19 protein-coding genes are annotated in these 25,624 nt (G+C 60.2%); 9 read left to right on the forward strand and 10 right to left on the reverse strand.

Annotation, left to right across the window (positions count from 1 at the left end; genetic code table 11):
• Window positions 1–33: 33 nt before the first annotated feature.
• Window positions 34–1,065, forward strand: coding sequence for a substrate-binding domain-containing protein (locus tag PO778_RS12470; RefSeq protein ID WP_160730935.1), 1,032 nt, complete (start codon window positions 34–36; stop codon window positions 1,063–1,065).
• Between the two features lie 328 nt (window positions 1,066–1,393).
• Here the strand turns inward: PO778_RS12470 and PO778_RS12475 are convergent, their stop codons facing one another.
• Together PO778_RS12475 and PO778_RS12480 are read right to left on the reverse strand one after the other, a co-directional pair.
• Window positions 1,394–3,730, reverse strand: a complete 2,337-nt coding sequence (locus PO778_RS12475; protein WP_271439874.1) for an FtsK/SpoIIIE family DNA translocase — start codon at window positions 3,728–3,730, stop codon at window positions 1,394–1,396.
• A 93-nt stretch (window positions 3,731–3,823) separates the two neighbouring features.
• Window positions 3,824–4,390, reverse strand: coding sequence for a thiamine phosphate synthase (locus PO778_RS12480; RefSeq protein ID WP_271439875.1), 567 nt, complete (start codon window positions 4,388–4,390; stop codon window positions 3,824–3,826).
• Between PO778_RS12480 and PO778_RS12485 the strand changes: the two genes are divergently transcribed.
• Window positions 4,389–5,063: a YggS family pyridoxal phosphate-dependent enzyme gene (locus PO778_RS12485; protein ID WP_271439876.1), complete on the forward strand. Its 675-nt coding sequence runs from the start codon at window positions 4,389–4,391 to the stop codon at window positions 5,061–5,063. The two genes, PO778_RS12480 and PO778_RS12485, sit on opposite strands and share 2 nt — an antisense overlap.
• Window positions 5,060–5,527, forward strand: a complete 468-nt coding sequence (locus PO778_RS12490) for a hypothetical protein (RefSeq protein ID WP_271439877.1) — start codon at window positions 5,060–5,062, stop codon at window positions 5,525–5,527. The genes PO778_RS12485 and PO778_RS12490 overlap by 4 nt, the downstream gene beginning before the upstream one ends.
• A 63-nt stretch (window positions 5,528–5,590) precedes the next feature.
• Here PO778_RS12490 and PO778_RS12495 read toward each other — a convergent pair whose 3' ends face one another.
• From PO778_RS12495 to PO778_RS12505, 3 genes are all read right to left on the reverse strand, one after another.
• Window positions 5,591–7,903, reverse strand: a complete 2,313-nt coding sequence (locus PO778_RS12495) for a TonB-dependent receptor (protein WP_271439878.1) — start codon at window positions 7,901–7,903, stop codon at window positions 5,591–5,593.
• A gap of 74 nt (window positions 7,904–7,977) precedes the next feature.
• Window positions 7,978–10,737 (reverse strand): [protein-PII] uridylyltransferase, encoded by a 2,760-nt coding sequence (locus PO778_RS12500; protein WP_271439879.1) that lies wholly within the window; start codon window positions 10,735–10,737, stop codon window positions 7,978–7,980.
• A 16-nt stretch (window positions 10,738–10,753) separates the two neighbouring features.
• On the reverse strand, window positions 10,754–12,454 hold the full coding sequence (locus PO778_RS12505; protein WP_271439880.1) for a class I adenylate-forming enzyme family protein: 1,701 nt from the start codon (window positions 12,452–12,454) through the stop codon (window positions 10,754–10,756).
• Between the two features lie 159 nt (window positions 12,455–12,613).
• Here PO778_RS12505 and lgt point away from each other — a divergent pair, with 159 nt between their 5' ends.
• Both lgt and PO778_RS12515 read left to right on the forward strand, forming a co-directional pair.
• On the forward strand, window positions 12,614–13,522 hold the full coding sequence (gene lgt, locus PO778_RS12510) for a prolipoprotein diacylglyceryl transferase (protein WP_438944408.1): 909 nt from the start codon (window positions 12,614–12,616) through the stop codon (window positions 13,520–13,522).
• Window positions 13,522–14,583 carry a class I SAM-dependent methyltransferase gene (locus tag PO778_RS12515; protein WP_160730927.1) on the forward strand — a complete coding sequence of 354 codons (1,062 nt, stop codon included), beginning with the start codon at window positions 13,522–13,524 and terminating at the stop codon, window positions 14,581–14,583. Before lgt ends, PO778_RS12515 begins: the two co-directional genes overlap by 1 nt.
• 28 nt (window positions 14,584–14,611) lie before the next feature.
• Here the strand turns inward: PO778_RS12515 and PO778_RS12520 are convergent, their stop codons facing one another.
• The 3 genes from PO778_RS12520 to PO778_RS12530 form a co-directional block, all read right to left on the reverse strand.
• A complete protein-coding gene (locus tag PO778_RS12520; RefSeq protein ID WP_271439882.1) occupies window positions 14,612–16,147 on the reverse strand; it encodes an ABC transporter permease/substrate-binding protein in 1,536 nt (511 codons plus the stop codon).
• Window positions 16,144–16,908 (reverse strand): ATP-binding cassette domain-containing protein, encoded by a 765-nt coding sequence (locus PO778_RS12525; RefSeq protein ID WP_271439883.1) that lies wholly within the window; start codon window positions 16,906–16,908, stop codon window positions 16,144–16,146. Before PO778_RS12525 ends, PO778_RS12520 begins: the two co-directional genes overlap by 4 nt.
• 64 nt (window positions 16,909–16,972) lie before the next feature.
• Window positions 16,973–18,475: a GAF domain-containing protein gene (locus PO778_RS12530; RefSeq protein ID WP_160730924.1), complete on the reverse strand. Its 1,503-nt coding sequence runs from the start codon at window positions 18,473–18,475 to the stop codon at window positions 16,973–16,975.
• Window positions 18,476–18,629: 154 nt separating this feature from the next.
• Between PO778_RS12530 and PO778_RS12535 the strand changes: the two genes are divergently transcribed.
• Window positions 18,630–19,811, forward strand: a complete 1,182-nt coding sequence (locus PO778_RS12535; protein WP_271439884.1) for an acyl-CoA dehydrogenase family protein — start codon at window positions 18,630–18,632, stop codon at window positions 19,809–19,811.
• On the opposite strand, the gene PO778_RS12540 is transcribed toward PO778_RS12535, so the two are convergent.
• On the reverse strand, window positions 19,812–20,576 hold the full coding sequence (locus PO778_RS12540; RefSeq protein ID WP_271439885.1) for a hypothetical protein: 765 nt from the start codon (window positions 20,574–20,576) through the stop codon (window positions 19,812–19,814).
• A gap of 64 nt (window positions 20,577–20,640) precedes the next feature.
• On the opposite strand from PO778_RS12540, the gene PO778_RS12545 reads away from it, so the two are divergent.
• From PO778_RS12545 to PO778_RS12555, 3 genes are all read left to right on the forward strand, one after another.
• A complete protein-coding gene (locus PO778_RS12545) occupies window positions 20,641–22,251 on the forward strand; it encodes a carboxyl transferase domain-containing protein (protein WP_160730921.1) in 1,611 nt (536 codons plus the stop codon).
• Between the two features lie 220 nt (window positions 22,252–22,471).
• Window positions 22,472–23,131, forward strand: coding sequence for a lysophospholipid acyltransferase family protein (locus PO778_RS12550; protein WP_271439886.1), 660 nt, complete (start codon window positions 22,472–22,474; stop codon window positions 23,129–23,131).
• 32 nt (window positions 23,132–23,163) lie between these two features.
• On the forward strand, window positions 23,164–23,790 hold the full coding sequence (locus PO778_RS12555) for a hypothetical protein (RefSeq protein WP_271439887.1): 627 nt from the start codon (window positions 23,164–23,166) through the stop codon (window positions 23,788–23,790).
• A 34-nt stretch (window positions 23,791–23,824) separates the two neighbouring features.
• Here the strand turns inward: PO778_RS12555 and PO778_RS12560 are convergent, their stop codons facing one another.
• Window positions 23,825–25,597 (reverse strand): bifunctional metallophosphatase/5'-nucleotidase, encoded by a 1,773-nt coding sequence (locus PO778_RS12560; protein ID WP_271439888.1) that lies wholly within the window; start codon window positions 25,595–25,597, stop codon window positions 23,825–23,827.
• Between the last annotated feature and the right edge of the window lie 27 nt (window positions 25,598–25,624).

Consider the following 25,624-nt stretch of genomic DNA (forward strand, 5'->3'; position numbering starts at 1 on the left):
GCCAAACCAACATTCACTCAAGGAATAAAACCCATGCGTATCACCACCAAATTCGCACTTGCAGCGGCCTCCGCACTCGCGCTGGCCGGGTGTAACGACACTGCCCCTGAATCGGTTCAGGTCGTTGGCTCTTCCACTGTGTTCCCCTTCGCCAAGGCTGTTGCTGAAAACGCCGCACGCGCCAATCCGGGCATGGCTTCGCCGCTGATCGAATCAACCGGCAGCGGCGGCGGTATCAAGCTGTTCTGTGGCGGCGTTGGTAGTGAACACCCCGATGTTGTGAACACATCGCGCCGCATGAAGACATCCGAATTCGAAACCTGCGCAGCAAACGGCGTAACCGATGTGGTGGAAATCCAGGTCGGCCTCGACGGGATTGCATTCGCTTCGGCCCAAGGCGGCCTGATGATGAACCTTACCCCGGACATCGTTTACCGCGCGCTGGCGGCCAACCCTTATGGTCAGGAACAGACCAGCGAAACATGGGCAGACGTCGATGCCTCGCTGCCTGCTGAACCTATTCTGGTTTACGGCCCGCCTTCGGGTTCGGGCACGCGCGATGCGCTGCAGGAGCTGGTACTCGAAGCCGCGTGCAAGCAGAATGCCGAAATGAAGGCGCTGAAGGAAAGCGACGAAGACGCTTACGACAAGACCTGCACCGAAATCCGTAGCGACCAGAAATATGTCGCTCAGGGCGAACAGGACAATCTGATTGTCCAGAAGATCAGCAGCAACCCGAAAGCAATCGGCGTGTTCGGTTACTCCTATCTCGAAGAGAACGCTGACAAGGTGCAGGGTCTGCCGATGAACGGCAGCGAACCTACCTATGAGAACATTTCCAGCTTCGCATATCCCGGCGCACGTCCGCTGTTCATGTATGTGAAGAAGGCGCATCTCGATGCGATCCCGGGCCTGCGCGAATACGTCGCAGAATGGGCCAAGAGCTGGGACAAGGACGGACCGCTTGCCAAGATCGGCCTCGTCGCTTCGCCTGACGATGTTCGCGCCGCGAACCTTGCCAAGACGACCGAGTTCACAGTTCTGACGGCTGACGAACTGAAGTAATCATAGCCCGGTTCATACCGGAACAGGCGCCGCCCTTGCATCACGCAGGGGCGGCGCTTCGTGTTTCAGGGTGATCGGAAACGGGCGGCGTGGCGGCAGTCGCAGCGATCGCGGCAACCAACAAGCGGGCAGTCCATTGGCGGAAATTCTATTTGCCTGCCCTGATCCTGCCGGTCAGGTGGTATCCGAAACATCGATCGCAGTGATAGGCGCGCAGGGCGACATCTGCCTTCTCCACAGCCTCCCGTGCATCCTCCCGCGTGGGATAACGCCGTTTGGCGGCACAGATGCGCTGGCGGGTGCGCAAGTCAGACCCCTCGCAATCTAACTAGAGTGGGTTGCCATCCTGATCGCGGAAAATCTCTCGCCGGCCAACATGGTTTGCCGGACCGACCAGCCCCTCTTCTTCCATCCGTTCGATCCATTTGGCGGCGGTGTTGTAACCTACGCCCATCTGCCGCTGCAGCCATGAACCGGACGCCTTCTGGTTCTCGATCACGATCTGGCAAGCCTGCCGGTATTTGCGTTCGTTCGGATCATCGCTGGCGGTGAATTCGTCTTCGAACGACAGACCGCCGCCATCTTCCGGTTCTTCCGTCACGGCGTCGACGTAATCCGGCTTACCCTGCGCGCGCCAGTGGTCGGCCACGCTCTCGACTTCCTCGTCCGACACAAATGGGCCGTGCACGCGGACCATCGCCCCGGTGTTGGGCTTGTAAAGCATATCGCCCTTGCCAAGCAGCTGCTCCGACCCCTGCTCACCCAGAATCGTGCGGCTGTCGATGCGGCTGGTGACCTTGAAGCTGATCCGGGTGGGCAGGTTGGCCTTGATCACGCCGGTGATGACATCGACCGACGGGCGCTGTGTTGCCATGATCAGGTGAATACCGGCGGCGCGCGATTTCTGGCTCAGGCGCTGGATCAGAACCTCGATTTCCTTGCCGACCGTGACCATAAGGTCGGCCAGTTCGTCAACGATCAGAACGATCAGTGGCAGCGGTTCGTAGTCCAGCTGCTCTTCTTCATACAGTTCTTCACCGGTATCCGGATCGAACCCGGTCTGCACACGGCGGCCCAGCGGTTTGCCCTTGGCGACCGCGGCCTGCACCTTCTCGTTGAAGCCGCCGATATTGCGCGAATTGACGCTGCTCATCATCCGGTAGCGGCGCTCCATCTCCTCGACCGCCCACTTCAGCGCGCGGACCGATTTGTGCGGTTCGGTAACAACGGGCGACAAGAGGTGCGGGATATCGTCGTACGTCTTCAGCTCCAACACCTTCGGATCGATCAGGATCAGGCGGCATTCGGCGGGGGTGAAGCGGTAGAGCAGCGATAGCAGGATACAGTTGAGACCAACCGATTTGCCCGAACCGGTGGTACCGGCGACCAGAAGATGCGGCATGGCGGCCAGATCGGCGACAACCGGTTCGCCGGCGATGTCCTTGCCCAGAATAATTGGCAGGGCGCCCTTGGCCTCGGCAAAATCCTCGCACGCGGCAAGCTCTTTCAAGGCGACCATCTGGCGGTCGGCATTGGGCAGTTCGATGCCCATCACGGTCTTGCCCGGGATGGGCGACACACGCGCGCTGATCGCGGACATATTGCGCGCGATATCTTCGGCAAGGCCGATAACCCGGGCGGCCTTCACGCCGGGTGCGGGCTCCAGTTCGTACATCGTGACAACCGGGCCGGTGCGCACGGCGGTAATCTCGCCCTTGACGTTGAAATCATCGAGCACGGTTTCCAGCAGGCGCGCATTGCGTTCCAACGCCAGCTTGTCGAGCTTGGGCGCGCTTTCGGCGGGTGGTTCGGCCAGCAGATCCAGGCTGGGTAATTCGAAATCGGCAAACATGTCGCGCTGTTTCGCCTTGGCCAGCGGTGCCTTTTTCGGGGGCCGTGTCGGATCGGTAATAGTCGGTGCACGGCGCGGGGATTCGTCGATCACCGGTTCAGATTTCGCCTCCGCCTTGCGCGCCTTCTTGTCCGGCTTGGGCAGGAATGGAATGCTGGTTTCAGGCAGCGAAGGCCGCCGCTTCAGAAACTCCGGAAGGGTCAGCAATTGCGCCCAGTCGAGCGCGAATACACGCGTCACCAGCGCAACCCCGCCCGCCAGGCTAAGAAGCGCAAGGCCCAGTATCGCCCAGCCGCCCGCGCCTTCGGGCAAGCGCCCGGCAACGGCCTCGATCCCGTTGGCACCAAGCAATCCGGTGATCCCGCCAAGCGACGCTGGCAGCGTGCCGCCAGGTCCGTCGAACGCGAGCGAGAGCACGGTTGCCAGCAGCGCCATGGCCAGCAGCAACATGCCGACGGGTGCCCACCAGCGGGTGTCGTTCTGCACGTCTTCGTCTTCGACATCGCGCCACAGCTTGCGGGCAAACACATACATCAGCGGCAGCAGCAGAATTGCAGGGAGGCCGAACAGGAACAGCACCCGCTCCGATGCCCATGCACCGGCGCTGCCCATCCAGTTTGCCACATCGGTGGATGCCGCTGCGGTGGAGGGGCTGGGATCGGTCTGGGTATAGCTGGCAAGCGCGAGGCCGAGGAACACTGTCCCGCCAAACAGGGCTGCGGCGCCGGTCATCTGCACCGCACGGCGCAGCGAACGCCGGAAAGCGGCGCGCCAATCCGTTGTGTTTGACTTTCCGATGGCGCGGCTGGCCATATTAAACCCCTTTGAACCCGTGAATTTGCACCATGGACTGCGCAGGACTCGTGCGTCAAGAATCCCTGCGACGAACTGCGTAGCGCGGCCTTTCTAGGAGAGGCCGTCTATCGCCGCCCAGCGCGGCCAGCCGAGCCGTTTGGCAGTGTCCCGGTTCATCCCGCCCAATGCGATCACAGGCGCTTTTGCTTTGCGGGCGAGCAGACGGAAACGAACCGGGCCAAGCGGTTTCGCGCCGGGATGCGATGCAGTGGAGAAGACAGGCGAAAGCAGTATCGCATCCGCCCCGGTCCTCTCGGCTGAAACGATCTCCTTGGCATTGTGCGCGGTCGCCAGCTTGAGCAGATCGCCGCCGTGCGGCATCGCTTCAGCCGGGCCATATACCCCGTCGGCACCCCATTTCATCGCCAGAACCGGTGATCCCGAGACGACGACCAGATGCCGCCGTTTGCGCGCGATTTCCTGCAATTGCTGAAATCTCTTTCGCCGCTGCGCCGGGTCCAGATGATAATGGCGAAAGATGAAGCCGGACTGTTCCGGCAGCTGTGCCAGAACCTCGTCCAGGACCGCATCGTTGCGCGCATCACTCAGCAGCCAAAGCTCTGGCAGGGGCCGGGGGGTCTGGTCTTGCGCCACGCGGACGTTATAGCGGCGCGCCATGGACAATACACCCAAATCCTCCGCCAGCCCGCTGGAAACGGTAAATGCAGAAATCGCCAAGACGGCCAGGATCGCCCGCCGCGATACCGATGACATAACCCTGATCGCAGTCAGCAAGACACAAGGGACAGACAAGATCTCGCCGCTACTGGCCGAAGGGCACCGGGTCTTCGGTGAAAACCGCGTTCAGGAAGCGCAGGAGAAATGGCCAGCGCTGAAGCAGGACTATCCCGATGCGCAGTTGCACCTGATCGGGCAATTGCAGTCAAACAAGGCGGAAGATGCCGTCGAATTGTTCGATTGCATCCACTCGCTCGACCGGCCCAGCCTGCTGAAGGCTCTGGCCAAGGCAATGGACAAGACCGGCAAACGGGTGCCGTGTTTCATTCAGGTCAATATCGGTGATGAAGATCAGAAAGGCGGCTGCCCGATTGGCGAACTGTCTGCTTTTATCGAGCAGGCACGCAGCGCAGGTGTTCCGGTCGCCGGCCTGATGTGTATACCGCCCGCCGATATCGAACCCGCACCGTTCTTCGCGTTTCTTGCCAAGCTGGCCGAAGACAACGGTCTGGAAGGGCTGAGCATGGGGATGAGCAGCGATTACCCGGTGGCAATCATGCTGGGTGCAACCCACATCCGCGTCGGCACGGCACTGTTCGGCGAGCGCGGATGACAGGCAGCCCCGCCGCGCTGGACCGGTTTATCGCCGATTGGCGCGAACCGCTGGAACAGCAGGCGGGCGTGTTGTTCGCGACCGGGGCGCTGGATGCGCCTTCGCTGATGCATACCGATGTGGCCGACCGGTTCGTGCAGTCGCAAGGGCTCAGGCCGATTGGCGCGAACTGGGAAATGCTCGACCCGTCGGGCGATGACAGCGCGCCTCGGTCTGCCATAGCATTCTTTGCAGACGCGCTGAGCCAGAACATGGTCTTGCCCAGGCGCAGCTGGCTGGGCGAAGGACGGGCCAGGCAATGCGGCCGCGAATTTCTGGCCTGCTTCGAACCCCGTTCCCGTACGATCCTGACCAACCGGATGGATTTTGGATGGAATCCGATTTCAGCCGCGAACGTCGAATGGGCATTCATCGGTTTCGATGATCAGAAGATCGCGCTGCTCCTGCTGGCGGCACAGGACTGAATACAAAAAGGGCGCCCCGATCGGGACGCCCTCTTCGATTGCAATTTGCAGTTTGCAGTTGGATCAGAACTGGAAAGTCATTTCTGCGCCAACCTGACGACCCTTGCTGAGCGGCGAAAGAGTGCCGCCAGCCGGGTTTTCGTCGAACGGACGGTTCACGCCGTTGGACAGCGGGCCGCCGAATGGCAGCTGTGTGTCACCACCGGCCTGAACGCCGTCGAGCAGGTTCTTGCCGTAAACCGAGAACGCCAGACCGTCGATCGGGGTATTCCAGGTCACGTTAGCGTCGAGGCTGGTCATGTCCTGAATGTAACCGAAATTGTTGTCGGTATAGGCGAATTCATCGCGGTACTGCAGGTTCACGCGGCTGACGACCGAGCTGCTGCCGAGATCCAGTTCGTGGATCGCGCCAACGCCCCAAGTCATGTCGGGAACGCGCGGCAGCTTAAGCGCCAGATCGTTACCGTCGATCACGCCGTCACCCGAAATGTCGAATGCGACAGAATCGTATTCCGCGTTGATGATGCCGATATTGGCGGTGAACAGCAGGCTGTCCGAAACGCGCATACGGGCTTCCGCTTCAACACCAAAGATTGTTGCGTCGGCAGTGTTCAGAATGAACTGCGAGACACCGGCGGTTGCCGACGACTGGTTCACTTCGCGCTGCATGTCGGAAATCTTGGTGATGTAAGCGGCTGCGTTCAGCGTCAGAGCACGATCGAAGGTCTGGAATTTACCGCCGATTTCATAGTTATCGACGCGCTCTTCATCAAACGCGAAGTTGCCGCCGGTTGCCGGCACGACCACGTTTTCGAACACGGTCGCGTTGGTGATACGGAAGTTGTATCCGCCCGAACGATAGCCGCGGGTCCAGTGTGCGTAGAGCTGGCTGTTGTCGAATTCGTACTGCAGGCCGATTTTCGGCGACCAGTTCGACCAGCTTTCATTGTCGGTGAAGCCGTTATTCTCTGTCGGGATGAACGGGTTCGTGCCCGTGGTCGGGCAGGTGCCATCAACCACCGAACATGCCGGACGCGGGCGGACATAAGTGACGCCTGCGTCTTTTTCTTCACGCGACCAGCGAAGACCGGCAATCACGCTCAGCGCGTCGGTCAGGTAGAACTGGCCCTGTGCGAAGGCACCGATGACTTCGTGATCCTGCTGACCACCACCGTAGAAAGTCAGCGGGCTGAGCGGAGGAAGATCGCGGGTTTCAGTGTAAGCAATCGACTGGTCGAAATAGAAACCGCCAACGGTCAGTTCGAGACCGTCGAAGCTCATGGCATAGCGCAGTTCGTTCGAAATCTGCTCCTGCTCTGTTTCCGTGCCGGAGTGGAAGCCGAAGATCGGCAGCGAATCGATGTCGCCCTGTGTGACGGCGGAATATTCGCGGTAGCCGAAGATGTTGGTCAGGGTGCCCGGACCAACTTCGAGTTCAGCGGTCAGGCTGCCGGTCCAGATTTCGTTCGCGTAGAAACCTTCTTCGTCGATCGACATGTCGAATGTGTCACGCGAAAACAGGCCGCGGTTCTGGCCCGAAGGTCCATCGCCATCGCTCTCGAAATAGTCGAGCTTGCCGGTCAGTGTCAGGTCGCCGAAGCGGCCTTCCAATGCGCCGCGGAAGATCTTTGTTTCCGCTGCGCCGTGGTTGGTGTTGTTGAACAGGTTGGTGAAGTAACCTTCATCCTTGTTGTAATACGCGCCCAGTTTGAACAGCAGCGTATCTTCAACGATCGGGCCGGAAACGACACCGCTGACGGTGTAGTTGGCGCCGCCGCGGCCGCCATCGACGAACGGACCGTCAACGGCTGCACGGAACTTGCCCTGGAATTCTTCGGTCGGGTTGCCGGTGTTCAGCAGAACCGCGCCGCCGGTTACGTTGCGACCAAACAGCACGCCTTGCGGACCGCGCAGGATTTCAACGCTGTCGAGGTCGAACAGATCGAACACGACGCCGCCATTGAAGCCGAGGTATACACCATCGACAAACACGCCGACGGTCGGATCAATCGACGGGATCGAGCTGTTGATGCCCAGACCGCGGATCGAGAAGTTCGCGGTACCACGGCTGGTGCCGACCTGGTCGAGCGAAACGTTAGGGGCGGAATATGTCAGCGACTGCACGTCGCGAACCTTGAGTGCTTCGAGGCTTTCCGCATTGAACGCGGTAATCGCGACAGGTGCATCCTGCACGTCTTCGGCGTCCTTGGTTTTGGTGCCGGTAACAACGATTACGTCGAAGCTATCCAGTGCGCTTGCGCGGCCTTCGGACTGCTCTTCCTGGTCGTTGGCGTCCTGCGCCAGAGCGGTCTGCGGCATAAGCGCCATGCCCGCACCGAGCAGAGCAAGGGCGCGCAAAGAGGAATAAGATTTCACGTAGAATTCTCCCTAGATTGAAACGTGTCGCGGGGCCTCTAGGGAAAATGTGTTAAAACACAACCGCCATCCGACTAAACGCTTTCCAGCTCCGCCTGGCGTCGGTCGCTTGCAGCGTCGAGCAAGGCCTTCTCAACCGATGCAAGCCGTTCTGAACTGGTGATTTTCTGCCCCAGCAAATCGGTCACGTAAAATGTGTCTGCGGCGCGTTCACCATAGGCTGTAACGTGCGCGGATTGAACGATCAGCTGATTTTCGAACAGTTCCCGGGCTAGCCTGTTGAGCAGCGCGGGACGGTCGCGGGCGTTCACCTCGATCACCGTAAAACGATTCGACGCGCGATTGTCGAAGATGACCCGCGGCTGGACCACGAAAGCCTTGGAGCGCGAGATTGGCAGCGGCCGTTTCGCGAGCTGCGGTGCCAGTTCAATCCGGTTGGCCAGTGCATCGCTGATGCTCGTCTTGATGCGGCCCAGCTGACGTTCCTCCCGGAATGGTGAACCTGATGGATCCTGAACCAAGAAATTATCGACCGCCCAACCGCTTTGCGTGGTGTGAATGCGGGCATCGATGATGTTGCCGCCAGCCAGATGGATACCGCCGGCGATGCGGTAAAACAGCCCGGGGTGGTCGGCCGCGATAACGCTGACCAGCGTCGCACCTCTCGCGGCGTAGTATTCGCAGTGGATCGACAGCTGTTCTTCGAGCCCGCGAGCCACCTTGTACTGCACCAGATTGCGCGAGATCACGTCTTCGGGCTCGGCAATCCAGTAGGCATCGCCAAAGAATTTGCCGACCTCGTCGACCAGTTCGCTGCGGTCTGCCAGTTCTTCGGCCACCACCGCTTTCTTCGCGGCAATGCGTTCCTTGCGCCCGTGTCTGACATGGCCAAGCCGCAAGCGTTCCTGCGCATTGTCATACAGTTCGCCCAGCAGCTGGCCTTTCCAGCTGTTCCATGTGCCAGGGCCGACCGCGCGGATATCGACAGCGGTCAGGATCATGAGGTTGCGCAGACGCTCCAGGCTCTGCACCTCGATCACGAAATCCTCGATCGTTTTCGGATCGGTCAGATCGCGTTTGAAAGCAGTGGCGCTCATCAACAAATGCTGCCTCACCAGCCATGCGACCAGCGACGTTTCCTGATCATCCAGCCCGAAGCGCGGGCACAGCTTTTCCGCCACATCCCCGCCCAGCACCGAATGATCGCCGCCGCGGCCTTTGGCGATATCGTGCAGCAGCACCGCCACATACAGGGCGCGCCGTGAATTGACGCGGTGAATCAACTTGGCGGATCGTGGGTGATCCTTTGTCAGTTCACCCTTCTCGATCCGGTTGAGCAGGCCGATTGCGCGGATTGTATGTTCGTCGACTGTATAATGGTGATACATGTCGAACTGCATCTGCGAATTGACCTTGCCGAAATCGGGCACGAAGCGTCCGAAAACGCCAGCCTCGTTCATCCAGCGCAGGACCATTTCCGGGTCATTGCGACCAGCCAGCAGGTCCAGAAACAGTGCATTTGCACGCGGATCGTTCTGGATGTCGGCCTTGATCAGCGCCGAATCCCGATCCGCCTGGCGCATCGTTTCCGGGTGGATTTCCAACCCTTCAGACTCTGCGATCTGGAAAATCTCGATCAGGCGGACGGGGTCATCCTGAAACCATTTGTCGCCCGGCGCGGCGATCTTGCCGCCATAGACGCGGTATCCCTTGAGCATACGCGGCCGTACGGTGAACCCGGCAAAGAAACCCTTGCGGGCCCGCTTTTGAGCGAATTGTTCGTCGATATGAGCCAAGAATATGCCGGTCAGGCTGCCGACCCGTTTGGCCTGGATGAAATAGAACTGCATGAAGCGTTCGACTGCGCTCTTGCCGGTCCGGTCGGCAAAATTCATCCGGCTGGCGATTTCCCGCTGCATGTCGAAAGTAAGCCGGTCTTCGGCGCGGCCGGTGATGATGTGCAAGTGGCATCTTACCGCCAGCATGAACCCTTCGGCGCGGCGGAAAGAACGATATTCCTGTGGGGTGAACAAGCCGACATCGACCAGTTCGGATGCGCTGCGAACCTTGTGAATGTATTTCCCGATCCAGTACAGCGTGTGCAGGTCGCGCAAGCCGCCCTTGCCGTCTTTCACATTGGGTTCGACCAGATACCGGCTGTTGCCCAGCCGCCTGTGCCGTTCGTTCCGCTCCTGCAGCTTTTCCGTGACGAACGTCTGTTCGGTCCCGTTGACCACTTCAGAATAAAAGCGCCGACCGGCCTCTTCATACAATTCGCGGTCGCCCCAGACATAGCGGCCTTCGAGCAATGCTGTGCGAATGGTCAGGTCGCTCTTGGCCATCTTGACCATCTCGTCCAGAGTGCGGCTGGAATGGCCGACCTGCAGGCCCAGATCCCACAGGAAATAGAGTATCGCCTCGATCACCTGTTCGCACCACGGGGTGCGGCGCGACGGCGTCAGGAAAGCGATGTCGACGTCTGAATGGGGCGCCATCTCTGCGCGGCCATAGCCGCCAACCGCCGTCACGGTCATGCGTTCGCTGGCTGACCGATTGCCCGGTGGGTAGACGTTTTCGATCACATGGTCGTGGATCAGCCTGACGATCTGGTCGATCAGGAAAGACTGCCCGCCAGAGCATTCGTGACCGGAAGACGGCTTCTTCGCCAGCCGTTCTGCCAGTTCGTCACGCCCGGCATCGAGTGCAGCGCGCAGCAGATCGATGATCGGCTGACGCGCTTTCTCGCCATGTTCTGCCACCAGCGCGGCAATATCCCCACTCAGCTTTTTCCGATCAATGATCTTGCGCTGCTTGGGGATTTTCGCCTGGTTCAATGGTTATCCTGCCTGATTACGCTGACATCTCGTCCGCATACATGGTGCGCACGGTCCGCTTGTCGATTTTCTGCGTGCCGAGACGCGGCAACGCTTTGTCCGACTGCCAGATATGCTCAAGCAGCGGCACTTTGAAGGGGGCCAGCTTGCTGCACATGAAATCGCGCAGTTCCTCCGGCGTCATCGAATGGCCGGGCTTCATGTAATAGACTGCAGCCGGGAGTTCGCCCATCCGTTCGTCAGGCAGACCGAAGACCGAACATTCCGCCACGCCTTCGTGAGCGTAAATTCCCTCTTCCACCTCGATGCAGGAAATGTTCTCCCCGCCGCGGATGATGATGTCTTTCTTGCGGTCAACGATGAACAGATATTCGTCTTCGTCCAGATAACCCAAATCACCCGTCCGGAAGAAACCATCGCTGGTAAACGCCGCATCGGTCGCTTCGTCATTCTTCCAGTAGCCGCGGAAATTCGCCACCGTGCGGAAGCAGACTTCGCCGACCCGGCCCTGCGGCAATTTGTTGCCGTCATCATCGAGGATCGCGATTTCGACCAGCGGGCGGCTGGCCCGGCCCGTGCTGCCGGGCTTGGCGAGATAGTTTTCGTTGAAATTGCCGCAACCCACGCCGTTGGTCTCGGTCAGGCCATAGCCAAGCAGCGGGAAGCCTTCAGGGAAGGCTTTCTTGATCTTGGTGACGTGGTCAACCGGACGCGGAGCGCCGCCGGCGGCGAAACTTTTGCACGAAGAAATATCGAACTGGTCGCGTTCCGGGTGGGTCGCGATTTCATAACTCATCAGCGGCACGCCGACGAAATAGCTGACCTTTTCAGCTTCCATCAAGCGCAGCGCCTCGCGCGCATCCCATTTTGGCATCAGCACCAGTTTGCGGCCAATGCCGAAGCTTTGCAGGAACAGCGGAACTTCGCCGGTTACATGGAACAACGGAACCGCGATCAGCGCACAGGCCTGCGCGCTCACATCTTCGCCGCGGCCTTCCATCAGCATCTTGGCCATCGCGCTTTGCGAGATGTAGCTGAAGACGCCCTGGACTACCCCGCGGTGATCGGACCATGCACCTTTCGACTGGCCGGTCGAGCCCGATGTGTAAAGAATCGTCGCGAGATCATCTGGACCCAGTTCGCCCAGCATGGCCATGGCGGTGTCGCCTTCACCCCAGATCGGTGCCAGCCCGTGCGACGGCGGGCCATCATGTCCGAACACGACGATCTTCGCACCGTGATCTGTTCCTTCGAGCCGTTTGGCACGGCCTTCATCGGCCAGCACCAGTTCGCATTCGGCAAGGCGGATGCCATAAGCCAGCTCGTCACCGGTCCAAAAGCCATTGAGCAGTGTCGCGCAGCCGCCCGCCATGATCACGCCCATATAGGCGATGATCCAGTTGGCAGAATTGCGTGCGGCGATCCCGACCCGGTCGCCTTTCTTGACCCCGTGATCCTTGGCAAGGCCGGCAGCGACATGTGTCGCGGCAACCCAGCATTCACCGAATGTCAGACGAGTGTCGCCGTCGACCAGGAATGTCTGTTCCTTGTTCTCGTTGCAGAAGTGGGCAAAATAATGCGCCAGACTTGGCGGCGCATTTTTGAACGCGGGCATTTTCACGCCGAATTGTTCAAAGTCGACCGTTTCGAAAACCTGACCGGGTTTGATCAGTTCGTCCATGATCGCGTTCAGATCATTGTCCAGTTCTGTGGGCATCCTGTTTTCTCTCCTCTTGGCGGCGGCTGATCACGCCATCTTTTAGTGTGGACCGGCAACAGCGGACTTTCCCCAAAGCCCTGCCTATGCCAATAGCCATGCTGATTTGACCCGCACGGAATCCAGTTTCACCGTGCTACTTAGGGGGTAAGGCACTTGCTGTCACTATTGGCTGCCACGGCAGCTTCGGAAACCGTCGGACCGGCAATTCAATGGGCCGATCTTGGGCTTACCGAAGGGATTGAACTGGGGTTTTTCACCCTGCGCTGGTATTCCCTCGCCTATCTCGGCGGGATTATTTTTGGTTACTGGCATCTGTCGAAGATGATCAAGGCGCCGGGCGCACCGATGGCTCAGCGCCACGCGGATGATCTGTTTTTCTATTGCACCCTCGGCATCATTCTGGGCGGACGGCTGGGCTATGCGCTGTTCTACAAACCGGAACTGTTTGTCGGTTTCGAAGGGGACGGATTCGTCAGCTGGGAATTGCTGCGTCTGTGGGACGGCGGAATGAGTTTCCACGGCGGATTGATCGGCGTCCTGCTCGCGATTGCGTGGGTTAGCCGGCAGGGCAATCTGTCGTTTATGCGCGTGTGTGACTACATCGCCGTCAACGTGCCGATGGGCATGATGCTGGGCCGTCTGGCCAATTTCGTGAACGGTGAACTGTGGGGCCGCACCACCGATGTGCCATGGGCCATGAGCTTCCCCGAAATTTATAATGGTACCTTGATTGCCGGGCCGCCGCGCCACCCCTCGCAGCTTTACGAGGCTGCATTGGAAGGTTTGGTTCTGCTGATTATCCTGCTGTTGATGTTCTGGAAGACACGGGCGCGTTACCGGCCCGGCCTGCTGGTCGGGATATTCACTGTCGGTGTTGCCGGCGGGCGCTTCATCGTCGAGTTCTTCCGCGAGCCCGATGCACATCTGGCCGAGTTTGCGGCGAATACCGGCCTTTCGATGGGCCAGTGGCTGACCATCCCGCTGATCCTGCTGGGGCTGGTCGTGACTTTGGTCGCCTTGCGCAAGGAACCGCTCGCTAGCGGAGGAGCGAAGGCCGCCGACTGATGGACGAACGCGAGCAAAGCCTTGCGGATATTTACCGCCGTTTGATCCGGAACACCGGGCCAATCTCGCTCACCCAGTTCATGGGAGAGGCGAATGCCCGGTATTATTCGGGCAAGGACCCGCTGGGGAATGCTGGTGATTTCATTACCGCGCCGGAAATAAGCCAGATGTTTGGCGAGCTGATTGGCTTGTGGCTGGCGGATCTGTGGATTCGCAGCGGGCGCGACGAACTGGTTCACTATGTTGAAATGGGGCCGGGGCGCGGAACTCTGGCGAAAGATGCCCTGCGCTCGGCCAAGAAATACGGCTTTGCGCCCCGGGTGCACTTTGTCGAAACATCGCCAGCGCTCAAGGATGTGCAGCTTAAATCCATGCCTGGCGCAATCTGGCACGATGATCTTTCGACAATCCCGGTCGAAGGGCCAGTCATGTTCGTCGCCAACGAATTTCTTGATGCATTGCCGATCCGGCAGTTGGTGCGCGGGCCGGAAGGCTGGCGCGAGCGGATGGTCGGGCTGGACGGTGATCAGTTCGCTTTCGTTGCGGGCGGACAGAACATGGACCCGGCAGTCCCGATCGAATTCAAGAATGCCGAAGAGGGCGCTATCCTGGAAACCTGCCCTGCGGCGGCGGCGATTCTCTACGAAGTGGCAGGCCGTTTGTCGGAGCAGGGCGGGGCTGCGCTGTTCATCGATTACGGTCATTCAAAGCTGACCACAGGATCTACATTCCAGGCGGTGTGCAATCACCGCAAGGTTCACCCCTTCGCCGATCCGGGCGGCGCAGACCTGACCGCGCATGTCGATTTTGCCACGCTGGCCCGCATCGCCCAGTCGCGTGATGTGCACCATATGGGCACGGTGACGCAGGGGGCATGGCTACGCGCCCTGGGCATCGAAACCCGTGCCAAGAGCTTGGCCGCGCACGCGCCGCAATATGCCAATGAAATCCAGCAGGCGAAGGATCGCCTGATTGCCGACGATCAAATGGGCAGCCTGTTCAAGGTCATGGGGCTTTCGGCACCCGGCTGGCCGGTAGGGGTGGGATTTGAGAACGGCTGATCGGCTGCCTCGCTGAACAACCAGCAGGCTAAAGCCCGATTTCTTCCGCCAATTGTACAGCCGCCTCGCGCGGGGATTTCTTGTCCTCCAGCCGGTCGACGGCAAAATTGGCCCGGCGCATCGCGTCCACGTCGATAGCGCCGACCAGCGGCTTCAACGCTGCCAGCAAATCCGGGTTTTGCGCCGCATCGGGCGATACGAGGACCAGCGCATCATAGGATGGGAAGGCGCCCTTGCTATCCTCGACAATCACCAGCCGGTCAGCCGCAATCCGCCCATCCGACGTGTAGGCGGAAATGACATCGGCCTCGCCCCCGGTCAGCGCATCATACATGAATGTGGAGGTGAAATTGCGCTGGTTAGCAAACCGCAAATCATAGGCATCGCGAACTGCGATCCATTCGGGCCGCTCGAAAAACTCCACATCTGCACCGATCGTGAGTGACGGCGCAGCGCGGGCGAGATCCTCGATCGTGCGGATGCCGAGCTGCGCAGCGCGCTGTTGCTGCATCGCCAGCGCGTAGGCATTTTCAAACCCCAGCCTGCCCAGCACCAACGTGCCGGTGCTTTCCTGTTCCCAATCCGCAATCGTCCGGAAAATCTCCCCACGCCCGGGATTGTCGGTCCGCCCCAGCTGGTTGGTCCAGATCGTGCCCGTATAGTCGAACGAAATGTCGATCTCGCTCGTGGTCACAGCATTATGGACCACGGCGGAGCCAAGCCCGTCGCGGTATTCGACCCGGAAACCCGCATCTTCCAATTGCCGCCCGACCAGCTGAGCCAGAATGTACTGTTCAGAAAAGCTCTTGGCCCCGATTACGATGGTGTCGCCGCCGCTTTCTTCGCGCAGCGACCAGGCGGACCCTGCAACCCCCGCCAGCGCAGCGGCGATGCCGGCCCACACCATCCACTTGCGCCGTTTCGCGAAACCGCTTTCGACCATGCCGAGCAATGTATCGACCACGATCGCCAGCCCAGCCGATGCGATACAGCCCGCCAGAACCAGCGCCCAATTCTGGGTTTGCAGTCCTGCAAAAATCGGATCGCCCAGGCTCGGCTGACCGATAGTGGTGGAAAGCGTGGCGGCGCCGATGGTCCAAACCGCAGCGGTTCTGATCCCCGCCATGATATAGGGCGCGGCCAAAGGCGCTTCGACGAGGCGAAGCTTCTGCCAACCGGTCATGCCGACGCCGTCCGCTGCCTCCAGTACGCCGGGGGCCATATGTTCGCGCGCAGTGACTGCGTTGCGCAGGATCGGCAGCAGCGCATACAGCGCCAGCGCGAGCAGCGCGGGCAGGAAGCCGAGTGTCGGCAGACCTGCGCCAAAAACCGCGCGCAGGCTCAGCAGTATCGGGAAAAACAGCGCCAGCAATGCGAGCGCGGGGATGGTTTGCACAAGACTGGCGAAAGTCAGCACGGCGCGGGACACTGTTTGCGAACGGCCTGCCCAGACCGCCAGCGGAAGTGCGATCAGGATGCCCAGCGCGATGGCGGCGGCGGCCAGCAGGACATGTTCCGCCAGCTTGTCGCCCAGCCCGATCAAGGCACCGAAAATCTCGCTCATCGTGCCAGTTCCGCCAGCGCTGCGGCCTGATCTCGCGGCACGGCGACAAGTTTTTGGGCGATCAATCCGCCCGCACCGTCCAGCAACTCATGCGGTGTGCAATCGGCTTCAATACGCCCTTCCGACATGACGAGCACGCGGTCGGCCAGCAGCAGCGCCTCTGCCATGTCGTGCGTTACCATCACCGTGGTCAGCCCCAGCGTGTCGTGCAGTTTGCGCACCCGGCCGCCCAGCGCGTCGCGGGTAACCGGGTCCAGTGCGCCGAACGGTTCGTCCATTAGAAGAATGTGCGGATTGCCGGCCAGCGCACGGGCGACCCCGATGCGTTGCCGCTGGCCGCCGGAAAGTTCGTCCGGCATTCTGCCGGCATAGCTTGCATCCAGCTCAACCCCGTCCAGCAATTCGCCGATACGGCTGGCAGACAATTTGCTGCCGGCCAGTCGCGGCCCGATACCGATATTCTCGCCGACGTTCATGTGCGGGAACAGCCCCACGCCCTGAAAAACGTAGCCAATCCTGCGGCGGAGCATTGGCGGATCGGCCTCGCGGACATCCTCTCCTTCGAGCAGGACGCTGCCTTCATCTGGTTCCACCAGACGGTTGATAGTCTTGAGCAAGGTCGATTTGCCGGATCCCGATTCGCCTACAAGCGCGACGAATGAGCCAGCTTCGATGTCCAGCGATATGCGGTTCACCGCCACCACTTCGCCAAAGCGCTTGGTTGTTTCGCGAAAAGAGAGAGCGGGCTGCGTGGATGGCACCGCGCGACCCTATGGCCTAGCCCGGACCAGGTCAAAGCCGGATCAGGTCAAAGCCAGATCGGGCTCAGATCGAATCGACTGCGATGTTGAGTGTGGCCACAAGCCCGTCCGGCGTGAATTCGCGCGATAGCGAACCGTTCAACTGTCCGCTGACCGTGGCTTCCACCAGGCGTGATCCGAACCCTTCGGTTTCGGCCTTAACGACTGGCGGGCCATCGTGTTCTTCCCACCTTATGGTGATCCGCCCATCTTCTACGTCGGTGGTAATCCTGACCCTGCCGTTCGTTTCGGAGAAGGAGCCGTATTTCGCGCAATTGGTCGCCAGTTCGTGGAACACCAGCGCGAGCGGCGTTGCCGACCTCGACCGTACCGGCACATCGTCCCCGTTCAGCGACAGGCGCTGGCCCGACCGATCGCCGTATGGGGCGAGCAGTTTGCCGATCAGCCCGTGCAGCGTGTCCTGCTGCGCATCCTGTTCCTGCGTGGCGTAACTGTGCGCGCGGCCCAGAGTTTGCAGTGTGGCGCTGAGATCGGCGGCAAAGCTACCGGTGTCGTCATGCTCTTTCTTCTTGAGCGTGACCAACCCGCCAATGACCGCGAAAATGTTCTTGATCCGGTGGGTCAGTTCGTTGGTCAGCAATTCGCGCGCATCGGCTGCCCGGTGCGCGTCGTCGATATCGGTCACCGTGCCGAACCAGCTGATGCCTGTTTTGCTGCGGACCGGGATGACATGGGACACAGCCCAGCGCCAAGTACCGTCGTTATGCTTGAGCCGGAATTGTCCTTCGTACGGCTGCTCGGCAGAAAATGCCTTGTACCAGTCGGTGAACAATGGCTCGTGATCGTCTTCATGGATCACCGCGCGCCAGTCATCGGCAGTCTTGGGATCGCCAGCCCCCACGATTTCGCCGAACCTGGCGTTGACGTAATCGAACTTCCCGCCCGACGTAATCGAAAATGCGATGTGCGGCAGGCTGTCGATCAGCGTTCTCAGCCGCTCTTCGCTTTCGGCAATCTTTGCTGTCTGTTCAAGATTCTCGCGGCGGTGGCGCAGTCTGCGCATCACGGCAGCGGCGAATACCTGCAGGCCGTCCTTTTGCAGATCAGTCAGCCCCTCGGGGCGCGGTTTGGTATCGATGACGCACAGCGAACCAAGCGGCGCACCTTCATGCGAGATCAGCGGGGCGCCGGCATAAAACCGGATATGCGGATGCCCTACAACCAGTGGGTTGGCTTCGAACCGGTCATCCTCCAACGCGTCAGACACGATCATCGGTTCCGGTTCCAGCATGGCATGTGCGCAGAATGATGTCGGGCGCGGTGTTTCACGTTCTTCCAGACCTGCACGGGCCAGGAAGCGCTGGCGTTCAGATTCGACCAGGCTGACCAGAGCAACCGGAGCATCGCACAGACGCGAAACATAATTGGTTATTTCCGACAGCTCAGGATCATCTTCCAGCGCGTCGAGGCCATAGGCGGCGAGCACCGAAATGCGCGTTTCTTCGCCGCACATCGCTGGCGCGGGGGGCTCACCTGCAGGCCACGGCTTTAGATAGTCTGTCTTCATTGCGTATGGCGCAACAGTAACGGTATTATGCAGCCATATCAACGACTTTGCCAATCTGACCAAATGACGCGAAGGTCCATTGATTTATTTGAATTATCTCCCGTTTGCGGGCTTGGCCGCGCTCCGCTATGCGCGCTGACAACAAGGAGTTCTTATGCGCGCTACACCCGATTTCGATTTCCAGCTTGGCGAAACTGCCGAAATGATTCGTGAAACCACCGCCCGCTTTGCCGATGAACAAATTGCCCCGCTGGCCGAAAAGATCGACCGTGAGGATTATTTCCCGCGTGCCGAATTGTGGACTGCAATGGGCGATCTGGGTCTGCACGGAATCACGGTGGAAGAAGAAAACGGCGGGCTTGGCCTCGGCTATCTGGAACATGTCATCGCGGTTGAGGAAGTCAGCCGGGCCAGTGCCTCGCTTGGCCTCTCTTATGGCGCGCATTCCAATTTGTGCCTCAATCAGATCCGCCGCTGGGGCAATGATGAGCAGAAGGCGAAGTATCTGCCCGGACTGATTTCTGGCGAGCATGTCGGCAGCCTTGCCATGAGCGAAGTGTCTGCGGGGTCGGATGTAGTTTCGATGAAGCTCAAGGCAGAGGCTGCGTCGAAAGACGGGCAAGAGGGTTTTGTGCTCAACGGAACCAAATTCTGGATCACCAATGCGCCGGAAGCGGACACTCTGGTGGTATATGCCAAGACCGATGGCAGCGCCGGATCGCGCGGTATCACGGCATTTCTGATCGAGAAGGGCGATGCGGGTTTTTCCATCGGCCAGAAAATCGAGAAAGTCGGCATGAAAGGCTCGCCCACGGCAGAGCTGGTGTTTGACGATTGTTTCGTGCCGGAGGACCGCGTGATGGGGCCGGTCAATGGCGGCGTCGGCGTGCTGATGAGCGGGCTCGATTATGAACGCGTCGTGCTGGCCGGATTGCAACTGGGCATCATGCAGGCGTGCCTCGACACGGTCATCCCGTATCTGCGCGAGCGCACCCAGTTCGGCAAACCCATCGGCAGTTTCCAGCTGATGCAGGCCAAGGTCGCCGACATGTATGTCGCGCTGCAATCGGCGCGCGCTTACACCTATGCGGTGGCCAAGGCGTGCGATGCGGGTAACACAACGCGCTTTGACGCGGCGGGCGTGATCCTGCTGGCGTCGGAAAATGCGTTCAAGGTGGCCGCGGAAAGCGTGCAGGCATTGGGCGGCGCGGGCTACACGCTGGACTGGCCGGTCGAACGCTACATGCGCGATGCCAAGCTGCTGGATATCGGCGCAGGCACCAATGAGATCAGGCGGATGCTGATCGGGCGCGAACTGATCGGGGCTGCGGGCTAGTTAACCCTCGGGCTGACGCCCGAATGCGGGTGCCCACTCGAACGGTTCGTTCTGTGAACGGATCTCGTCTCGGGTGAGCACGCGCGGCGGCAGTTCGAACCGGGCAGGGTCGATATCCTGGGATGACACTTCGGACAATTCGAGGTGACTGATGCGTATCGGAGTTCCTCCCTTCAGCAAATCGCGGACCCCTTGATCGTAAAGGCCAAGACCGCCGAACAGGCCGGTTAGAGACAAGCTGCGCAGTGCGCCGAACCGTCCTTCGATCAGCTGCGCAAAAGCTTTGCCGATTGGCCGGAGGCTCCCGTCCTCGGTAACCACCAGCTCCGGCCGCCCTATTTCATCATCGTAATCGCGCTGCGCGTATCCTTGCCCTTTCCAAGTTCCGACCTTCACCGTCCCGGATTTTACCAGTTCGATCTCCGGCAATTGGGCGAGTATTTCGAGCGAGAATCCGCCTGCCTGCCCTGCGTTTTCGATCACGGCCTCGAGGTCATCCAGCCTTTCGGCATATGGCCCGTCGATCCCGCGTGCGACCGCATAAACTGCCCCTTCGCGGATGAGAAAATAGCTCGACCGGCCAGACAGGTGCAGGCGGGCATGGCCTTCATCGCTGACTTCGATCGTCATCGCGAAATCGACGGCGCGGTCAATCTCGTCTTCGTACGACTCGACTTCGTAAAGCGCTGAGATATCCGCGCTTGCCGGAACCGAAGTAGCGCCCAAGGTGGCGGCACAGATAATTGCCGGATGACGAAACTTCATTTTGCGAACCCTTCAATCTTGGCCTGAGGTTGCAACATGTTTAGGGCGGCTTCAAGGAGAGAAAATGACCGCACCCGTTCTCACATCTACGCTCGACCGCGAGACCCCCGACGCCAAGGCACGTTTCGAGCATAACAAGGCGCTCGCCGCAGATTTGCGCGAGCATGTCGCCAAGGCTGCACTGGGCGGTAGCGAGGGCAGCCGAGAGCGCCATATGTCGCGCGGGAAACTGCTTCCGAGGGAACGCGTCGAGCGGCTGCTAGATCCGGGATCACCCTTCCTTGAAGTCGGCCAACTCGCCGCGAACGGCATGTATGGCAAGGACGATATCGCTGCGGCAGGGATGATCGCGGGCATTGGGCGGGTGTCGGGCCGTCAGGTGATGATCGTGTGCAATGATGCGACGGTCAAAGGCGGCACGTACTATCCGATGACGGTCAAGAAGCACCTGCGCGCGCAGGAAATTGCTATGGAGAACCGCCTGCCGTGCATCTATCTGGTCGATAGCGGCGGCGCGAACCTGCCGCATCAGGCAGAGGTCTTTCCTGACCGCGACCATTTTGGGCGCATCTTCTTCAATCAGGCCAATATGAGCGCGCAAGGTATCCCGCAGATCGCCTGCGTGATGGGGAGCTGCACCGCGGGCGGCGCCTATGTGCCCGCAATGTCTGACGAAACGGTGATTGTGCGCAATCAGGGCACGATCTTCCTGGCCGGGCCGCCGCTGGTGAAGGCGGCAACGGGCGAGGAAATCAGCGCAGAGGATTTGGGCGGCGGCGATCTGCATGCGAAGAAATCGGGCGTGGTCGATCATCTGGCCGAAAACGACGAGCACGCGCTGACCATCGTGCGCGATATCGTCAGCCATCTGGGCGACAATTTCGCGCAGGCGCAAAACATCGAACTGCGCGACCCGCGCCCGCCCAAATTCGACGCGGAAGACCTTTATGCCGTCGTGCCCGATGATGTACGCGCACCTTATGATGTGCATGAAGTGATCGCGCGGCTGGTCGACGGCAGTGAATTCCACGAGTTCAAGCAGCACTACGGCTCCACGCTGGTCTGCGGGTTCGCCCACATATGGGGCATGCCGGTCGCGATCCTCGCCAATAACGGCGTGCTGTTTTCCGAAAGCGCGCAAAAGGGCGCGCATTTCATCGAACTCGCCTGTCAGCGGCGCATCCCGCTGCTGTTCCTGCAGAACATTTCCGGCTTCATGGTCGGCGGGAAATACGAGGCGGAAGGCATCGCCAAACATGGCGCGAAACTGGTCACAGCCGTTGCCACCGCGACCGTGCCGAAAGTAACGGTCGTCATCGGCGGCAGCTTCGGCGCGGGCAATTACGGCATGTGCGGCAGAGCATATTCCCCGCGTTTCCTGTTCACCTGGCCCAATGCGCGTATTTCGGTAATGGGCGGCGAACAGGCGGCATCGGTTCTAGCCACTGTCCACCGCGATGCGGACAAATGGGACGAGCGCGAAGCGGAGGCGTTCAAGGCGCCGATCCGCCAGAAATACGAGGATGAAGGCAATCCCTATTACGCCACCGCGCGCCTGTGGGATGACGGCGTGATCGACCCGGCGCAAACCCGCGATGTGCTGGGCCTCGCCTTCGCCGCCACGCTGGAGGCGCCAATCGCTGAAAAACCGCGGTTCGGCGTGTTCAGGATGTGATCATGGATGCCATCATCGCGGGCGAAGAAAAAATGGTGGACCCGTCGCCTGAATGGGTGGGGAAAACGCTTTAGCAAGTAAGCCGCGCCGCCAATGAGAATGACCGCTTCGCCGAGACTTTGCCCGGTGCATCAGTGCGTATCCCGCTTGAACAGAATTTTGCGTGCGTCCTCTCGCATTCCCCTACGTAACTGCTAGGCAGATGGCATTGGGAGAGAACATGTCCGACACATCGCCGAGCCAGCCGGTTCGCCAACGATCCGTCTTGTCGCGGATCGTGCGGCGGATAATCATCTGGCTGTATCACTGGAAGGGCTGGAAGCTGGACGGCCACCTGCCCGACCTGCCGAAATTTGTCATTGCTGGTGCGCCGCATACGTCCAACTGGGATTTCGTGTTTTTCCTCGGCGCGACCGAGGAAGAGGGCGTCCATCCCAACTTCATGGGCAAGCACACCCTGTTCAAGGGTTTCATGCGCAACTTCATGCTCGACATGGGCGGCATTCCCATCGACCGGACCAAACGCGCCAATGTGGTCGATCAGGTCGCCGCCGAATTTGCCCGGCGCGATCAGCTCGCCTTGGTGATCGCGGCTGAGGGCACCCGCGCAAGCGACGGCACCTGGAAATCCGGGTTCTATCATATTGCCATGGCCGCAAATGTCCCGATCGTACCGGCCTGGGTCTGCAACGACGATATGATGCTGGGTTTTGGTCCGCCGATTTACCCGACTGGGGATTACGGCGCAGATCTGGCTAAAATAGCCCAATTCATGCTGTCGAAGCGCCCCGAATATGGCAGGTACAAGGTGCTGGAACAGCAGGCCCGCCAAATACAGGCGGAACAAGAGGTTGAGTCCCCGGCGATCGACCCTAAATAGCCCTCACCGCCAAGTGCGGCAGGGAAGGTTCGATGACGCGCGAAGATGCAGAAAAAGAACGCAGGCGGCTTGCCGCTCTGGCGCTCGAAGTAACCGAACGCCGCGGTTCCGAGGTGACGCGCGTCACTCTGGCGCATGAAGCGCAGGTTTCGCGTGCCCGGATCGAGGCGATTTTTCCCGAAGAAAGCGACCTGTTCGACGCCATCGTCGAAGACTGGTTCGCCCCCGACATCGAAATCATGGAAGAGGTGCTGGCGTCAGACCTTCCGATCCGCCGCAAATTCTATGAATTTTACGCCCGCCGGTTCGTGCGCGAACAGGAACGCTACCGCCGCAGCCCCGATACGTTCGCGCTTTACTGCGAGCTGGGCACCGCCCGTTTCGAGCAGGTGCGCGGATATATCGATCTGGCCGATCACTACCTCAGCGAACTGGTCGCGCAGGCGCAGGCCGAAGGGTATTTCGAAGGGCTGAAGATAGACCGCGCGCTGACGCTGATTAACCAGATGGTGGTCTGCTACACCTCGCCGCAGATGCTGATGATGCTGGAAGACAGGCTGCAGCTGGACAAGCTGGCGCAGATTATCGACACCATGTTTGCCGGGCTCAGCGCGCAAGATGGCGGCGCCCGCGGCGTAACCGGCCTGCGTCCCGCCTGAAACCGATTGTCTGGCCGAACGCCGGCGGCCCTGATCAGTCTGCCGGCGTGAGATCCTGCATCCTTCCGATCGAGGGCAAGGGCGTGATTTCCTCCTGCGCTAGGTATGCCTCCATCACGTCCAGATCGACCGGACCGTTCACGACATCTGTCCCCTCTTCAAATACCGTGAAGCTGTCGCCGCCAGCGGCCAGAAAGCTGTTCATGGTGACGCGGTAGGTCGCAGCGGGATCGATGGGCGCGCCGTCCAGCATCGCTGAAACCACCCGGCCACCCATGGGCCGCGACATATCCCAGCTCATCGTGAAACCTTGCGAGGCGGAGAATGTCTGCACGAAGCCCTGATCGTCGAATTGCTGTTCCAGCAGGGCCAGCAATTGCGTCCCGGTAAAGCTTTTCGTGACCAGCGTGTTGCCGAATGGCTGGACGGTGTAGATGTCGCCGAAGGTGATCGTGCCGTCATCGGCAGGGCGCAATCCCGTGCGGATACCCGAATTGTTCATGAAGGCGATCTGCGCGCCGGCATCTAGCGTGCCGAATAGCTGGGCATCCGCGATCAGATTGCCCAGCGCGGTTTCTTCGGTTGACGGGCCGGGATCATCAGCCGGAGCCGGGATTTTCCCTACCGGGCGCTGTGCCGCCGCGCTTGAGGCGGACACGTATTGCGCGACATAAGCGGCAACTTCGGTGTCGGGTTGGAATATTTCCAGCGATGCGTCGGCCGCATCATCCTCACCCGCGATTTGCACGACGATGTTATCGGCCGATTTGCTCAGGACCGTGCCGCTCACCGGATCGACCGTCAGCGTGATGTCGGTCAGCATGGATCCGCCATATCCGGCGCTGGTAACCAGGAATTCGCGCTGCGGGTCGATGGCGGAAAAATCGCAAACATAGGCGCGGTGTGTATGGCCCGAAATAACCACATCGACTCGCGGATCGACCTGTTTCAGAATGTCGATCAGCGGTCCGGAAACGCCGCCGCAGCTTTTGTCGTTATAGCCGACTTCGGTGTAAAGCCCCTGATGGATCGACACCACGATCAGGTCGACATCCTGCTTCACCAGCTCAGGGACGACTGCGTTGATCGATGCCGCTTCGTCGGCAAAGGTCAGCCCTGCGACCCCGCTCGGGGTGACGAGGGTCGGTGTATCTTTCAGCGTCAGGCCGATGACGCCGACTGCCAGTTCAGCGGCGCCTTCGCCAAAGCGGCGCACGCCGTATGACGGAAACAGAGTGGTCCCGTCGGGCATGATGACATTCGATGCCAGAAAACGGAATTCAGCGCCCGGATACGGGTTTTCCACCTGACATGGCTCGCGCAGACCGGTTTTCTCGCAGCCGCCTTGCTGAATGCGTTTCAGTTCGCGCCAGCCGCGGTCAAATTCGTGATTGCCGACTGCGTTGAAATCCAGCCCGATCCGGTTCATCGCGCCAATGGCCGGTTCATCGAGAAAGATGGAAGAGGCAAGCGGGCTGCCGCCGATCAGGTCGCCCGCTGCGATAACCAGGCTGTAATCTCCGCCCTCACGATATTTGCGCACCGCCGATGCCAGATAGGCCGCGCCAGCCGCGTGCACTTGCCGCGTCTCGCCAGCATTGTCGGTTACGTTTATCGGTCTGCGGATCGGTTCGATGTTGCCGTGGAAATCATTCAGCCCGACGATCTTGAGAGTCGCTGGTTCCGGCGCGGCAAGCGGCGCTGCATCGGGCAATGTCGAACAGGCCGACAAGGCAAGGGCAGACAAGACGGCGGCAATCGATGCGCGGGGCGATATACGGGGCGATGTGCGGGGCAAAAATGTCATGAAGTGTCGATGGTGCTTCAAGATGAC

This window comes from Pontixanthobacter luteolus, from assembly GCF_947494915.1.
In the GTDB taxonomy this organism is placed as follows: Bacteria; Pseudomonadota; Alphaproteobacteria; order Sphingomonadales; family Sphingomonadaceae; genus Pontixanthobacter; species Pontixanthobacter luteolus.